The organism is Rhizobium sp. 05N49 (genome assembly GCF_056396805.1).
Genome location: NZ_JBFTME010000014.1, coordinates 1 through 13866, shown reverse-complemented (window position 1 = coordinate 13866; position 13866 = coordinate 1). Strand labels below are relative to the sequence as shown.

Genomic DNA, 13866 nt, shown 5'->3' with positions numbered 1-13866 from the left:
CCGGACATTACCACTTCAGTCCAGTCACCGGCATGCGAAATGCCCGAGTGTCGCAGTTGGTGCCAGCATTTCGGGCAAAAAGCAAGCGGTAATATTGTGGCATGTCTTTCGCGGTTGCGAGAATTGATGATGATTCAAATGGTTGGCAGAGTGTTAGTCTATGCTGACGGATCTGTATCATTGCGGGACGGGGGTCGCATTTGCAACCTGGGCGTGGTTCGATACTACTGCTGGCCGAGGTATGAGGCGGGTCGGCCATGGCTTTTTTAGGCAGCGGCCGCACAAACTTCGCAACGAGGGGCAGGCCGTGCCGTGGGATCGAGCCTTTCTGCCGGCCACACCAAAGGGAAAACTCGTCGCATTAACCTTTCATCTGTGGGAAAATCGGCGCCGTTCCACAATTTCGTCCCGAGCTGCCGCAAATATGGCAGCGTGTTTCGGGGCTTGATGCGGCGTCTGCCAGCCGGTAGGTCTCGGAGGGACGAAGCAGTGAATGAAGGAAATGCCGGCGTGATCGATCCCTATGCCATGCTCGGACTGGAGCGCGACGCCAGTGGAGAGGCGATCAAGCTTGCCTGGCGCAAGGCCGCCAAGGGCGCGCATCCGGATGCCGGCGGCGATGTCGACAATTTCAACCGGCTGCAGATCGCCTATGAACTGCTGCAGGATCCCGTGCGCCGGCGTGTCTATGACGATACAGGCTACGATCCGCAGCTTGCCGATCCCAGGGATCTCGAAGGCGTCTTGATGCTGGAATCGCTGGTCAACGAGGTGATCCTCGACGAGCGCGAACCCGGCAGCTTCGATCCCGTGGCCGCCATGCGCCGCAAACTCTCCGACGACATCGTCAAGAGCCGCTTCCACATCCTGGAGCTCGAACGCCACCGCGCCCGCGTGCGCAAACACATCGACCGCCTCGGACGCCGCCCGGAAACCGACGTGCTCGGCTCCATGCTGCGCGCCCGCAGCGAGGCCATCGCCGACGCCATCCGCAAGACGGAAAAGCAGATCGAGACGATCGAGCACACCTATACGATGCTCGAGGGTTACTCGTATGAGGTGGAGATTCTGGCGCCGCTGGAGGAGGTGACGGTGGAGGTAGTGGAGCCGCAGCGGGGGGAGGCTGCGGAGTAGAGGTTCGCCTCCGCATTTAGCCATTGAACCGTCTCGCATTCGGGGCACGCGCCATGAAGACCTTGAGAATCTATGGCCCTCACGAACGAGCACTTCCTTTCGATTTGCGTGATGTCCTGCAGTGCCTTGTGCCTCGCTCCCTGAAGGCTTCATGGAAAGTGTCGGCGGTCGATGCAGGCTATCCGTGGTTCGATGCCAACGGTCCCGGCGGTGAGCTTCTGCATGCGATGGCGCAGTCTGGCAAGCCCGTGAGCGGTCGGGATCTGGCGGCAGCGGCGCAGGACACGCTTCAGGTCATATGGGGAGAGTTTACCGGATCGCTGCCGGCCAACCCCGACCAGGCCTGGGTCGTCATCCGGGCGATCGACAGTACGTTCTACGAAGTCATCACGGATGATCAGAAGGTTCTGAGGACGATTGAGCGGCGTTTCGCTGATGTGAGGCAACATGACAGTGCCTGGAAACCGATGGCTCGCGAAGAGGGTGAAGGCTTCTGGTACCCGTGAGGGTGACATCGGCAATACTGTCGTTCCTGCGCTGAATGACCACTAGCGGCGAAAGAATAAAGTCTTTCCTGCTCAAGGGCTTGGGCACGCTGGATCTCAGTGCCATCCCTCGTGCTAGCACGAGGAGGAGATGAGGGAAGAGGGCGCACTGCGCCTCTCTGCCGCATCACCTTGACCCTCGCATCACTTCATCCAAGTTTCCGCTGTGGGCTTAAGCCTGTCATCCGGAACGAGGTCATCCCGTGAAGTTCTTCCAGTTCCTCCTCTGTCTCACGGTCTCCCTTTTCATCCTTCCGCAGGCCCAAGCCGACGAACTCGTGCACTTCGACAGTGCCGTCGTGAAGCCGAGCCCGTTTCTGGAGCGCAAGGCGAAAGAGCAGGGCGAGGTGCCGCCGGTACCGCAGGCGACCCCATTGATCGGTTATCTCACCCGCCCGCAGGGCCACGGGCCGTTTCCGGCTGTCGTGCTGATGCACGGATGCGGGGGCATCCATCCGCATGTGAGGGACGTCTGGCCGGAGCGGCTGGTCTCCTGGGGGTATGTCACGCTCGTGGTCGACAGTTTCACCACGCGCAATATCGAGAACAGCTGCAAGACCTATCTTCCCGATCGGGTTTTCGATGCCTATGGGGCGCTGGACTTCCTGACGAAGAGCGGCTTCGTCGACGGCAAGCGCGTCGCGCTGATGGGCTTCTCAGCGGGTGGGATTGCGACGCTGGAGGCGACGAAGATCGAGGGAAACGAGCAATTCATGGATGAGAAATTCAGGGCGGCGGTTGCCTATTATCCGGTCTGTGCACCACATGAGAGCGATGCGACGGTGCCGACGCTGATCCTGAATGGCGATCTCGATGACTGGAGCCCGGCGGAGCGTTGCCGGCAGYGGATCGCCAATCTCAGCGGCAAGGGGCCGCCGGTCGAATTGCATATCTATCCCGGCGCGCGTCACGATTTCGATGATGAAGCCATGACCAAGCCGAAGACGGTCTTCGGGCATGTGGAGGAATATAATGCTGCCGCGGCGGAACAGTCGATCGCCAGTGTTCAAGCCTTCCTGAAGACATATGTCGGCAAATAGCGCCTGCTCGGCGGCGATGACGAAGGCGAGGAGCAGGCCCGGCGCTATTGCGCGAGATAGCCGCCGTCGATGTTCAGTTCCGCCCCGGTGACATAGCTTGCCTCGTCGGAGGCGAGGAACAGGCAGCCATAGGCGATCTCGATCGGCTGGCCGCCGCGTTTCATCGGGGTCGTGTCGATCACGATCCTGTTCAGGTCCGGGTTCTGGGCGTCGGTCAGCGGCGTGTGGATGAAACCGGGATGGACGGAATTGACGCGGATTCCTTCGCCGGCATAGGTCATGGCGGCGTTCTTCGACATGTTGCGCACCGCGCCCTTGGCGGCATGATAGCTATGGGCGCCCGAGACCGCGGCGCTGCCCCAGATCGAGGAGATATTGACGATCGCGCCTGCCTGCTGCTTGCGCATGACGCGCACCGCCTCGCGCATGCCGAGGAAGACGCCGGTCTGGTCGACGGCGATCATCTTCTGCCAGTCCTTCATTTCCAGCTTGTCCAGCGGCTCGTAGGCGATGATGCCGGCATTGTTGATCAGCACGTCGAGACGGCCGTGCTTGCGCACGATGGCGGCGACGGCCGATGCCCATTGTTCCTCGCTGGTCACATCGAGCATGATCGTCTCGACATCGCCGGCATAGGGTTTTTGCGGCAGCTTGATATCGGCGGCGATCACGATGGCGCCTTCAGTGGCGAAGAGGCCGGCCACCGCATGGCCGATGCCGCCTGCCGCTCCCGTGATCAATGCGACCTTGCCCTCAAGTCTCATGTCGCTACTCCCTGATCCGTTGAGGATTGCGTCACCTGGTGGTGACGCCGTTCCGTTTCCTGTGGTTTGCGCTATTTGCCTGCGGGTGCGAGCACTTCCATGCGCATCACCTTGACGCCGCCATCGGCGAGATCGGGCAGCTTGGCGAACCAGTCCTTCACGTAGGGCATGGCGTTATGGGCCTCGAAATCGGCCTGATTGGCGAAGATCTCGTAGAAGATGAAATGGCCGGGGCTTTCCCGGTTTTCCTGCAGGAAATAGACGAGATTGGCGGGATCGCCGCGCACGAGATCGATCAGCGGCAGGGTGACGGCGCGAAGCTCGGCCTCCTTGCCGGGCTTGGCGCGCACTTCGGCGACGATCGAATAGGCGCCGTCAGAGATCTTCGCATAGCCGGCGCCCGGTCCGCCCTCGGCGGCGGCGAGGCCCGGAAAGAGGCCCGCCAGCAGCAAGGCCGATATCTGCAGATAGGCAAGAGTTTTCATGGCATGTCTCCTTGTCCCGCGAAGGCTCGCAACGGAGCCGCGGCCTGGATGTCGAATATTGCGGGATGGTCTTAGTTGGCGCTCGCGAGGCGCATATGCGCGTCATGCGCATCGGCGAAGCGCTTCTTCACCGGGCCGAGCGCTTTGACGAATTCCAGCTGTTCGCCTTCCGGGCCCTTGCAGTAGATCAGTTCCCAGCCATCGGAGGGGGCGACCGTCACCTTGTTGGTGTTGGTGTCCTGGGGCGCCGCCTTGCGTTCTTCTTCCGTGGTGACGCGGATGATGCGGTTTGCGCGCACCTGCGTCATGCCGCGCCGGGCGGATTCCGCTTCGAGATCGGTGATGAACTGGTTGAAGTCGACATCGTCACGCACATAGAAGCAGATATGCATCATGCGCGGGAAGGCCGGGCTCATATGCTCCACCGGCTCGGCAAAGGCTTTCGGGCCGCCCATCGGCTGGTCGGCATCGCGATATTGCAGGAGTTCGATCACCACATTGTCGAACTGGATGAAGCGCACGTCGAGGCGCTGGGCGCCGCCGCGCAGATCCGGCACGCCGATGGTGCGCGGATTGACGCCGAGCGTATTGGCAATGATCTCCTGGTCGGCCAGCAGCGTGTTCTGCACCGCATCACCCTGGAAATCGCCGTGGCGGAAGACTTCCGTGCCGCCGAGAACGGCGGTGTAGAATTCATAGGCGCGCTCCATGTTCTGCACTGTGAGGCCGAAATGCTGGACGCCCTGCAGGCGGGCGCCGAGCGAACCGGGGTCGCGGGCGGCTGCCGGCGCCTGCTGCGCCGAGACCTTGGTGCTGACCGAAAGGGCTGCGGCCATGCCGCCGATCGCAATGCCGCCGGCGGCGCGCAATACGGTGCGGCGATCCGGGTTTTCGGGCTGGGTTTGGCTCATCTGCTCGTGTGACATGCTTTTCTCCTCGGGATAGCGGATGGTTTTCCTGTTCGGGCAATTGGCGGAATTCTAGATCGGCGGCGCTTGCGGCCGGGGTGAAGATCGGGGAAATTCGGTGAAGGCGCATGGGCCGTTTCACCTTTCACCGGGAGGAAACCGGCCGCTGGGGGCTGGCGCCCGGAGGGGGATGATATGGAGAGAAGGACAGCGTGGCTCGGGCCGGCGGCGATCGTGGTCGGCTCAGGGCTCGGCATGTATTTCAGCATCGGCATCGTGCTGATCTACGGTTTCAGCGTCTTCATCCTGCCGATTGTCGAGGATACCGGCTGGGACCGGACGGCGGTCGCCGCCGTCGTGGCGCCGATCGCCATCGTCAACGGGCTGATGTCGCCCGTCGTCGGCGCGCTGACGGATCGGTTCGGGCCGCGCCGGGTGCTGATCGCATCCTCGATCCTGATGGCCCTCGGGCTGACTGCCGTCGGCATCACATCACACAGCCTGCAAGCCTTCGTTGCCGCCGTCACCATCGCGAGCCTGCTCGGTGCTGCGCAGACCGGCGTGCCCTATACCTATGTGATCGTCGGCTGGTTCAGCGCACGGCGCGGCCTTGCGCTCGGCATCATGCTCTCCTTCGTCGGGCTCGGGATCGCCACGGTTCCGCCGGCACTTGCCTTCATCATTTCGCTCTGGGGCTGGCGGTTCGCCTTCGTGGCGGCCGGCATCGCGGCAATGGCGATCACGCTGCCCGTCGCCTTCTTCGTCATTCGCGATCCGCCGGCGGCAAGCAAGGCTGCACGCAGTGAGGGGCATGACGTGCCGCAGGCGCTGAGGACATCGAGTTTCTGGCTGATGCTGGCGGCCTTCTTCCTCAATTATTTCGCGGCTGCCGCGGGTTCGATCTCGCTGCCGGTGCAGCTCGCCGATCGTGGTGCGGCGCCGGCGCAAGCGGCCTTCGTGATGAGCATGGTGGGGCTCTCCTTCATCGTCATGCGCCTCGGCTTCGGGGCGCTGCTCGACAGGTTTCCACCGGTGCCGCTGACGGCGCTCGCCTTTCTCGCACCCGTTGCCGGCCATCTGATCCTTCTGAATTCGGAGGGGCAGGCGGCGGCCTATGTCAGTGCCGTGTTCTTCGGCCTCGCCACCGGGGCGGAGGGCGATGCGATCGGTTTCCTGCTGGCGCGACGGTTCGGCATGCGCAGCTTCGGCAAGCTTTTCGGCATCAACTACATGGCGCTGACAATGGGGGCCGGCCTCGGCCCGGCCATGCTGCATTTCCTGGCCGATGGAGGCACGCGCTACGATGAGGCGCTGACGGTCTTTGCCTGTATCGGTGCGATTGCGCCGCTTCTGCTGATGCTCGATCGCGGCATACGGTCACCCGAGCGCGTCGGGGCGTGACAGGCCCTGGTGCAGCTGGCCGGCGAGGCGGTGTCCATCGCTTGCGGCCGGCAGGGCATCGAGGAGCAGGCGGGCGCGGAGGAGGTCGCTGGTCTCGCATCCATCGGCGAAGCGCCGATGGATGGGCGCCAGCAGATCGCTTGCCCTTGCGCCATGCCCCTGCCAGAACCATTCCTCGGCAAGCGTCGTCGCGATGCGCAGCTCCCATGAGAGCGCGCCTTGCCGGTGGGCGAGATCGAGCGCCTGCAGATAGAGCGCTTCGCGGTCCTCCACCGTGCGTGCGGCACTTTCCCTGCGCAGGAGATCGGCCTTGATGCGCAAGAGCTCCGGCATGCACCAGAATTCGCCTGTCGAGGCGGCGCGCGCGATGGCCGTCTCGATGGCCGCAAGCCCGGCCGAGGCATCGCCGTATTCGCCGAGCCCGGCGGCGTAAATGCCTGCGTAGAAGGGGCAGCGCATGCGGAAGCCCACCTCATCCAGCTCGTCGAGCGCATCCTTCATCAGAGCAAGCCCCGTGGAATCGCCGCCCTGCAGCAGCCAGTCGGCGCGCAGGCAGCGGCCCATCGCCATCCAGATCGTCATCGCATGTTCGGCCATGTGCAGCTCGATGGTGGCGAGCATGGGCTCGGCGCCCGCGAGGTCTCCGGTCCAGAGCGCGATGGGGCACGTGGTGTGGATGAGGGCATTGCAGAGCGCCAGGGCGTGCTGGGCGGCGCGCGCCTCCTGCAGCTGGCGTTCGGCCATCGCGACGGCCTTTTCCGGATGGCCCTGCAGCCAGAGCACATTGGCGAGAGTGCCACGGGCGGCCGAGCGCGGGTCGAGCTGGAAGCGGGCAATATCCGAACGTGTCACCGGCGGCACGTAGCGGGCGATCATGCGTTCGAAATGACGGCGGGCCTTGCCGAGTTCGCCGAGATAGCGCAGCGCCGTTCCCGTCTGCCGCTCGACATTGTTGCGGGCGGCCAGATCGCCGATGCTCTCGGCGAGCTTTCTGATCCTTTCGGCGGTCGAGAGCGTCGTGCGGTGGTCGCCGGTCCAGGTGGCGTAATCGCAGAGGCCCCAGAGGCAGCTCATCTGGCTTTCGACATCGCCGAGCGCTTCGGCGCAACCGAGCGCCATCGTCCAGGCGGCCTTGACCTCCGGAAGCGGCCCGCAGGTGTGAAAGAGCGCCGTGCCGAGCGCCAGATGCAGCTTCATCTCGTCGCGCAGGCTTCTGTGACCGGCAAGGGATTTGCCGAGCGCGCCCTCGACGCGGACGCGGCATTCCTCGACGAGCGACAGATGCTCCCAGAAGGGAATTGCGGCGACCGTCAGCGCCACGGCGAGCGCGGTGGTGCGGCTGCCGGAAAAGGCCCAGCCGAGCGCCAGGCGGATATCATCGACCTTGCTGCCATATTCGGCCAGCCACTGCGCCGTCGGGCGGATCTTCCACTCGGCCTCGGCGCGTTCGGCAAGCGCCAGGAGGTGTTCGGCATGGCGCTGGCGCAACGCCTCGTGCTCACCGCTCTCCGCCAGTTTCTGCAGGGCGTAGCGGCGCGTCATGTCGAGCAGCCGGTATTGCGTGCCGAGTTCGCCGCGCTCGATGGCGATCAGCGATTTGGCGACGAGATTTGCGACGCCATGCATGCACTGCGCCCGCGCATGGCCCTTGTCGACCGCGACGGCGCAGGCCGATTCCAGGCTGAAGGCGCCGGCGAAAACCGAGAGCCGCCGCAGGAGCATGCGTTCGGGCTCGGCCAGCAGCCCGTAGCTCCAGTCGAGCGTTGCGGCGAGCGTATGGTGGCGGTCGGGGCCGGAGCGCAGGCTGCACAGATGCGACTGTTCGGCGAGAAGATCGAGCAGCTCACCGGCGCTGAAGGCATCGAGCCGGGGCGCGGTGAGTTCGATCGCCAGCGCCAGCCCATCCAGTTTGCGGCAGATTTCGGCAACGTTCGGCGCGTCGGCATCCCCGAGTTCGAAACCGGCAAAGCTCTTGGCGGCGCGCTCGACGAACAGTTCGACGGCCGGGAAGGCCAGCGCTTCGGCGGCGGAGAGCGCGATGCCCTGCGGCGGCGTTTCGAGCGGCGGCAGGCGGTAGAGCTGTTCGGCCGAGATACGCAGCGGCTCGCGGCTGGTCGCGAGAATACGCAGCCTTGGTGCTGCGGCAAGCAGCATCTCGGTGCAGGCGGCGGCCGCCTCGATCACGTGCTCGCAATTGTCGAGGATCAGAGTGAGTTCGCGATCGGCGGCAAAGGCGGCGAGGGCTGCCTCGATATTGGCCGAATGCACCCTGAGCCCGAGCGCCGCAGCAATCGAGGTCGGCACGAGCGCCGCCTCGCTCACCCGTGCCAGATCGACGAACCAGATGCCGTGTTCACACGCGCCTGTCAGCTCATCGGCGGCGGCAAGCGCCAACCGGGTCTTGCCGATGCCGCCGGGACCGACGATCGTCACAAGGCGGGAATGGGCGAGGACATCCAGCGCCGTCTTCACCGCATCGCTTCTGCCCACCAGCCGGGTCGTGGAAACCGGCAGGTTATGCGCGCGCGGCGGCATGGCTGCGGCAGGCACCGGCTTTTCCCCATCCCAGGAGACCTGCACCGGCGAGACGAAGCGATAGCCGCGGCCGCTCACCGTCGCGATATAGCTGATATCGGTGGCGGCATCGCCGAGCGCGCGGCGAATGGCTGAGACCGTGACCTTGAGATTGCTTTCCTCGACAAAGGTTTCCGGCCAGGCGCGCGAGACGAGTTCGCTCTTGCCCAGGATTTCGCCGGGACGTTCCACCAGGGCTGCCAGGATCTCCAGCGCACGGCTGCCGAGGCGCACCGGCCGCTCGTTTTTCACCAGCGACTGCCGCTCAGGAGTGAGGATGTACGGCCCGAAGGAATAGGAACGCAAGGTCGAAGCTCCAGACACCAAGGCCCTGACGGGTCTCCAGGCCGCGATGATAACCGCCGCAAGGCGCAAAAACCATGGCCCTGAATTCTGATCCGGTTGCCTTCCGGCGCCGCGCCGTGGAGCCCGAAAGGATTGGCCGGTTTTGACGGGAGAGACGCGATGAACGGCACCGGCTTGCAGGCATGGCGGAGGGATGAGGGCGCGCTGCGGCAGCTGGGCCAAGAAAAAGCCCGGCGGGGTTTTCCGGGCTGGAGGTGGTTTTTGGCGGGTGCGGCGGGTCGTTTCCTCCGCGCCTCTTATGCGGCCTGTTTCCCCTCTGGCCGTTCCGAAACGATCGATCATCGGTGATTGAGATCAGAGATGGTGCTTGCTCGAAAATTGAGAAGGGGGCAGGGCCCGGGCAGCATGATCAAATTCGTGGGAACAATGTCTGCGATCGTCGGTTCCTTAACTACCAGCAACTGATCCCATCAGGAGAATACCGATGCGCACGAAAATTGTCGCAGTAACGCTGCTCGCCCTTGGCATGGCCACATCGGCCTTCGCCCAGTCCAACCCCGCCCCGACAGGCGCCACCATGGACAAGAACACCACTGATTCCGGCGGCGGAGCCGGCGTCAAAACCAAGAAGCCTGTCGCAACGGACAAGATGAAGACCGGCAGCACGAAAATGGGCAGCATGAAGTCGAACAAGGTTCACTGCCCTGACCCTGCAAGCAGCAGCGGCACCGGTCCCGGCAAGCTACAGACCCAGGGCGGCACCAGCAATGCAACGCCGATGGACGAGGCCTGCGCAGCGCACAACAACTGATCCCACAAAGCCTGATACGGCGCGGGTCGAGACGATGCCCGGTCATCATGAGGTGGCCGGGCGTTTTCTTGTCGGATGGGGTGATCAGGCGAGCAGCATCGCAGGCGGTTGAAGGGCAGGTTGGACGCCCGCGTTTTAGCGCTCCGATGCCAGGCGATTGCTCCGCAGAAGGAAGTGCGGCGCCACACCCCAAAGCCGATGGCAACGCGCAAATATCCCGCTATGCTCCCCAAACCACCGAAGCAGGAGCATACCGCGCGTGCCGCATATCTACATCGTCACCGATTGCGAATTCGACGGCCCGATACCGGGCACCCATTCGATGCTGTCCTTCGCCTCCGTCGCCGTTTCCGAGACCGGCCAGATGCTCGGTGAATTCGAAGCCGTGCTGCAGCCGCTCGAGGGTGCCGGACGCGACCCCGTGACCACGGCCTTCTGGCAGGCGCATCCGCAGGCCTTCGCGGCCGCGACTGAAAATCCCGAACCTGCCGCCGAGGTCATGGCCCGCTTCACCGCCTGGGTGAAGGCCTTCCGGGCCGAGCCGATCTTTGCCGCCCATCCCGTGACGCTCGACGCTCCCTGGATTGATCATTACCTGAAGCGCTTCACCGGCCGGCCGCTGTTCGAAGGGCCGTGGATCGCCGACCGCCTGTTTCGCCATCCGCCGCTCTGCATCATGTCGCTGGTGGCGGGCGCGACGGGGCGCAGCCCCTGGGAATGCGATATCGCCCATTATCCGCGCGAGTGGCTGGGCAACGTGCCGCACACACACCGCGCAATCGACGACGCGCGCGGCTATGCCAACCTCCTGCATTTCTTCCTGACCCGGCGCGAGCCCGGCGGCGGCTACCGGCCGCTTCTGTCTTAAGCCCAGCTCTAGGTCAGCCGTATCAAGCCGGCCTCCGTCGGCCTGAAACCGCAGGCGCGGTAGAAGCCCTGAAGATGCGGCTCGAAATCGACATGCAGCCATTCCGCCCCGCGCTCCCGGGCAACCCGCACCGCCTCCACCACAAGCGCGGTCGCGATACCCTGTCGGCGCAGATCCGGATGAACCGTGGTATCGAGGAGGAAGGCATGGATGCCGCCATCCCAGGCGACATTGACGAAGCCGATCAGCCGCCCGTCATGATAAGCGCCGAGATGAGCAAGGCTGCGCGACAGGATAGGGGTGAAATCCGGCGCCTCAGCACCATCCCAGGCAGCCGGCCAGAGGGCGGCGAATTCTTCGGGCGAGGGGAAAGGGTCGATGCGGATGTCTGGCATGGGCTGTTTCCGGTTGTGGCGGTGGGAGGCGCGAGTCCCAGCATAGCGGAACGCGGCCGTAGCGCATCATCGACCGGACGGGCCGGGCCGGAAGAGGCCGCCCGAGTGCGGGGCGATGCTTCCCGCCATTTTCGTGCCCTCGTGCCGATGCGAGGAGGGCATGAGGTCACTGGCGGGCACCCATCCAGGAGCCAACGGGAGCCCCTACTGCGTTTCACTCAGCAGCGCACTCAGGCTCCACGGCTGTTCGCCCTGCTGGTCTGCGATATCGTCCACCTTCCAGCCGCCATGCTCCTTCACCAGCGTATAATAGAGCGTCACCTCTTCGCCGTTGCGGAACTGCACCTCCAGCTCGGCCCGGTCGTCCAGCAGGATCGRCTCGCCGATCTCGACATTGCTTGCCTTGCCATCCTGTCCGGCGATGACGGGATCGAAATCGATCGCTCCGACTTCTCCATCCGGCGTGTTGTCGATATCGGCCTGCAGCATCTCGTTCAGATGGTCGGAGAAGAAGGCCGAATAGGGCGAGGGGCCGTCATCGCCAGCGCTGTCCGTGTCGAATCTGTAGAGGGCCTGAAGCAGCGCTTCCGGGGTCTTGTAGGTCGCGGCGAAACCCGAGGAGGCGATCAGCGCCGACAGGGCGAGGCCGAGGATGAGGGTGGACAGGCGCATGTGCGCTCCTTCTGCTGAGTGAGGATGTGTAGCAGGAGTCGCGGGTGCGGAGGGAGGGTGTTTCGTGAAAAGAAGTGCCGCCGAACGCGCCGTCACAGCGCCCGCGAAAGGCCACGGCTGGCAAGCACATTGCGGGCCGCCGTCACGCCCCATTCCTCGTCGAGGTCCTGTCCCGCAAGTTCGGCTTCGGTCACAGCGGTCACGCGGATCAGCGGCACGGCGCCGAAAGGCAGGCCCTCGATGCGACCGTTATCGCGGCTCAGCATGATGCGCTGAAACGGCCGATAATCCTCCGTCAGCCGGCAGAAGAGAATGGCGCCGTGCTTCTCCATATCGCGGGCGAGGCGATGGCCATCGGCCACAAGATCGCCAAGGCTGATCAACAGGTTGCCCCAGTTGTCTATGCCTCCGGCATCCAGCGCATCGGCGCCGAATTCCATGAAAAGCTCACATTCCACGCCATTCTCCGGCTCGGCAACGCCCGCCCAGGGGGTGGAAAGCCCGTCAGTGGCCAGCAGCAGCCTGCCATCCCCGCGGATCGCCAGCACGCGCCGGTGCGGGCCGAACCATTTCGTCTGGTTGTAGCTGTTGGCCGCGCCGCGCTCGGCGGCAAAGCCGGCATCGACCGCGCCGCGGCCCTGCCAGAAGGCGCGCCGCGCGGCCGCTGCCGCCTCATAGATGGGATCGTCGACGCCGCGCGGCACGATCGACCGGTCGAAGCTGGTCTCGATCGTCACCTGACCACGCATGAAGGGAATTTTCGGCTTCTTCCAGCGGATCAGCACCTTGTTGAAACCGGGGCCATCGCCACCTTGGGCCGAGCCTGCCTCCAGCTTCTCGACGATCTCGCCGACAATGCTCAAACTATCCGGCTTGCCTTCCTCCAAGTGGTTGCCGGCCGCATCGCGAAAGCCGCCCGTGCGGGAGGAATGCCCCGCCTGCATCGTGGTCGCTTCCCATTCTCCACTGACGGCGCCCGCCGGCGCCTTGCCGAGAACCTGAGACAGCTCCCGCATCGCATCATCGGTGGTATAGGCCGCCACGGTGTCGCTCCAGGGTGTGGTGGTGTGCCCGCGAATGTGGGGCAGGGTGGAGGTAGGGCGGAGATGGTGGGAGGCAATGAGGTTTTGCGCCACGACCGTGCTACTCGTGGGAGCGATAGGAGAAAAGACTGTAGCCGCCTGAGGGCTAATCGCACCACTAACGCAACGAGACCTATCACAAAGCGGCTTCCTGATGTCCCGATCGTCCAACTTTTTGACGCTGATAGGATATTTCTGGCAGTAAATGAAACAGTGACAAATCTTCCGCGTGCGTTGCGATTCGACCTATAATTGTGCATCAATTGATGTGAGGGAACTACGCGCCAGCGCAGCAGGACGCAAAGGTTTTGGGGCTAACGGCGCAGCCATATGCAGTGGGCTAGGGGATATATGGATGAAGTTGGAATTTGATGCCTATAACTGTCCGTGATATAATTAACCTCAAGGATGCAATGGCGAAAAATGGTCTGGATCTTGAGTCGAAGAGGTTTTCCCTCTCGAAAGATAACTACGATCTCTTGGTGGCGATGCTGGATAATATTGATCAACCATCGAAAGATATAGTAATTGATTTCATCAAATACTACGATGTAATTAAAAGTTACGACAAGCATATATTTAAAGTTATGCAGGAAATATCTTCCCTGCATGAAGGGAGGATTGTTTTATTTCCGCTACGGCGAAAAAATAGCAATGTTACAAAAAGCGGAGATGCGATCCTCTACGACTTTAAAGCTATCGCAACTGTTGAATTTCCGGATAAATTTGTATTTCGTGATTCACCTTTCAATCAAAAGCTGTTAAATAGTGGGCTGCCGAAATACGCAGTGGATGATTTTGTCGGAACAGGCGAGCAATTTCTCTCTATGTTTGAAGAAATGATTGCTGAGTATCCTCAAGTATCACTGCAGGGTGTCGCT

14 protein-coding genes are annotated in these 13866 nt (G+C 63.2%); 7 read left to right on the top strand and 7 right to left on the bottom strand.

Annotated features, from left to right (window positions below):
* Positions 1–528: 528 nt before the first annotated feature.
* The 3 genes from AC1DF8_RS24620 (at position 529) to AC1DF8_RS24610 (ending at position 2719) form a co-directional block, all read left to right on the top strand.
* Positions 529–1134, top strand: a complete 606-nt coding sequence (locus AC1DF8_RS24620; protein ID WP_478155505.1) for a J domain-containing protein — start codon at positions 529–531, stop codon at positions 1132–1134.
* A gap of 53 nt (positions 1135–1187) precedes the next feature.
* On the top strand, positions 1188–1640 hold the full coding sequence (locus tag AC1DF8_RS24615) for a hypothetical protein (protein WP_478155393.1): 453 nt from the start codon (positions 1188–1190) through the stop codon (positions 1638–1640).
* A gap of 242 nt (positions 1641–1882) precedes the next feature.
* Complete coding sequence (locus tag AC1DF8_RS24610; protein WP_478155392.1) at positions 1883–2719, top strand: dienelactone hydrolase family protein; 837 nt, start codon at positions 1883–1885, stop codon at positions 2717–2719.
* Between the two features lie 44 nt (positions 2720–2763).
* On the opposite strand, the gene AC1DF8_RS24605 is transcribed toward AC1DF8_RS24610, so the two are convergent.
* The 3 genes from AC1DF8_RS24605 to AC1DF8_RS24595 form a co-directional block, all read right to left on the bottom strand.
* Complete coding sequence (locus AC1DF8_RS24605; RefSeq protein WP_478155391.1) at positions 2764–3483, bottom strand: SDR family NAD(P)-dependent oxidoreductase; 720 nt, start codon at positions 3481–3483, stop codon at positions 2764–2766.
* A 71-nt stretch (positions 3484–3554) separates the two neighbouring features.
* Positions 3555–3968: a putative quinol monooxygenase gene (locus AC1DF8_RS24600; RefSeq protein WP_478155390.1), complete on the bottom strand. Its 414-nt coding sequence runs from the start codon at positions 3966–3968 to the stop codon at positions 3555–3557.
* A 71-nt stretch (positions 3969–4039) separates the two neighbouring features.
* Entirely contained in the window at positions 4040–4894 is an 855-nt protein-coding gene (locus AC1DF8_RS24595) for a VOC family protein (protein WP_478155389.1), read from the bottom strand.
* A gap of 177 nt (positions 4895–5071) precedes the next feature.
* Between AC1DF8_RS24595 and AC1DF8_RS24590 the strand changes: the two genes are divergently transcribed.
* On the top strand, positions 5072–6277 hold the full coding sequence (locus tag AC1DF8_RS24590; protein WP_478155388.1) for an MFS transporter: 1206 nt from the start codon (positions 5072–5074) through the stop codon (positions 6275–6277).
* On the opposite strand, the gene AC1DF8_RS24585 is transcribed toward AC1DF8_RS24590, so the two are convergent.
* A complete protein-coding gene (locus AC1DF8_RS24585; RefSeq protein WP_478155387.1) occupies positions 6254–9157 on the bottom strand; it encodes an ATP-binding protein in 2904 nt (967 codons plus the stop codon). The genes AC1DF8_RS24590 and AC1DF8_RS24585 overlap by 24 nt on opposite strands.
* A 484-nt stretch (positions 9158–9641) precedes the next feature.
* Here AC1DF8_RS24585 and AC1DF8_RS24580 point away from each other — a divergent pair, with 484 nt between their 5' ends.
* The gene (locus AC1DF8_RS24580; protein ID WP_112546675.1) at positions 9642–9968 is read left to right on the top strand and encodes a hypothetical protein; all 327 of its coding nucleotides are present in this window, start codon (positions 9642–9644) and stop codon (positions 9966–9968) included.
* Positions 9969–10227: 259 nt separating this feature from the next.
* Positions 10228–10836: an exonuclease domain-containing protein gene (locus tag AC1DF8_RS24575; RefSeq protein ID WP_113145606.1), complete on the top strand. Its 609-nt coding sequence runs from the start codon at positions 10228–10230 to the stop codon at positions 10834–10836.
* Positions 10837–10844: 8 nt separating this feature from the next.
* Here AC1DF8_RS24575 and AC1DF8_RS24570 read toward each other — a convergent pair whose 3' ends face one another.
* From AC1DF8_RS24570 to AC1DF8_RS24560, 3 genes are all read right to left on the bottom strand, one after another.
* Positions 10845–11231: a GNAT family N-acetyltransferase gene (locus AC1DF8_RS24570; protein WP_113015968.1), complete on the bottom strand. Its 387-nt coding sequence runs from the start codon at positions 11229–11231 to the stop codon at positions 10845–10847.
* A 204-nt stretch (positions 11232–11435) separates the two neighbouring features.
* On the bottom strand, positions 11436–11903 hold the full coding sequence (locus AC1DF8_RS24565) for a DUF3828 domain-containing protein (RefSeq protein ID WP_478155386.1): 468 nt from the start codon (positions 11901–11903) through the stop codon (positions 11436–11438).
* 92 nt (positions 11904–11995) lie between these two features.
* Positions 11996–12946, bottom strand: coding sequence for a hypothetical protein (locus AC1DF8_RS24560; RefSeq protein WP_478155385.1), 951 nt, complete (start codon positions 12944–12946; stop codon positions 11996–11998).
* 410 nt (positions 12947–13356) lie between these two features.
* On the opposite strand from AC1DF8_RS24560, the gene AC1DF8_RS24555 reads away from it, so the two are divergent.
* Positions 13357–13866: hypothetical protein (locus AC1DF8_RS24555; RefSeq protein ID WP_478155384.1), on the top strand; the 510-nt coding region annotated here is incomplete at its 3' end.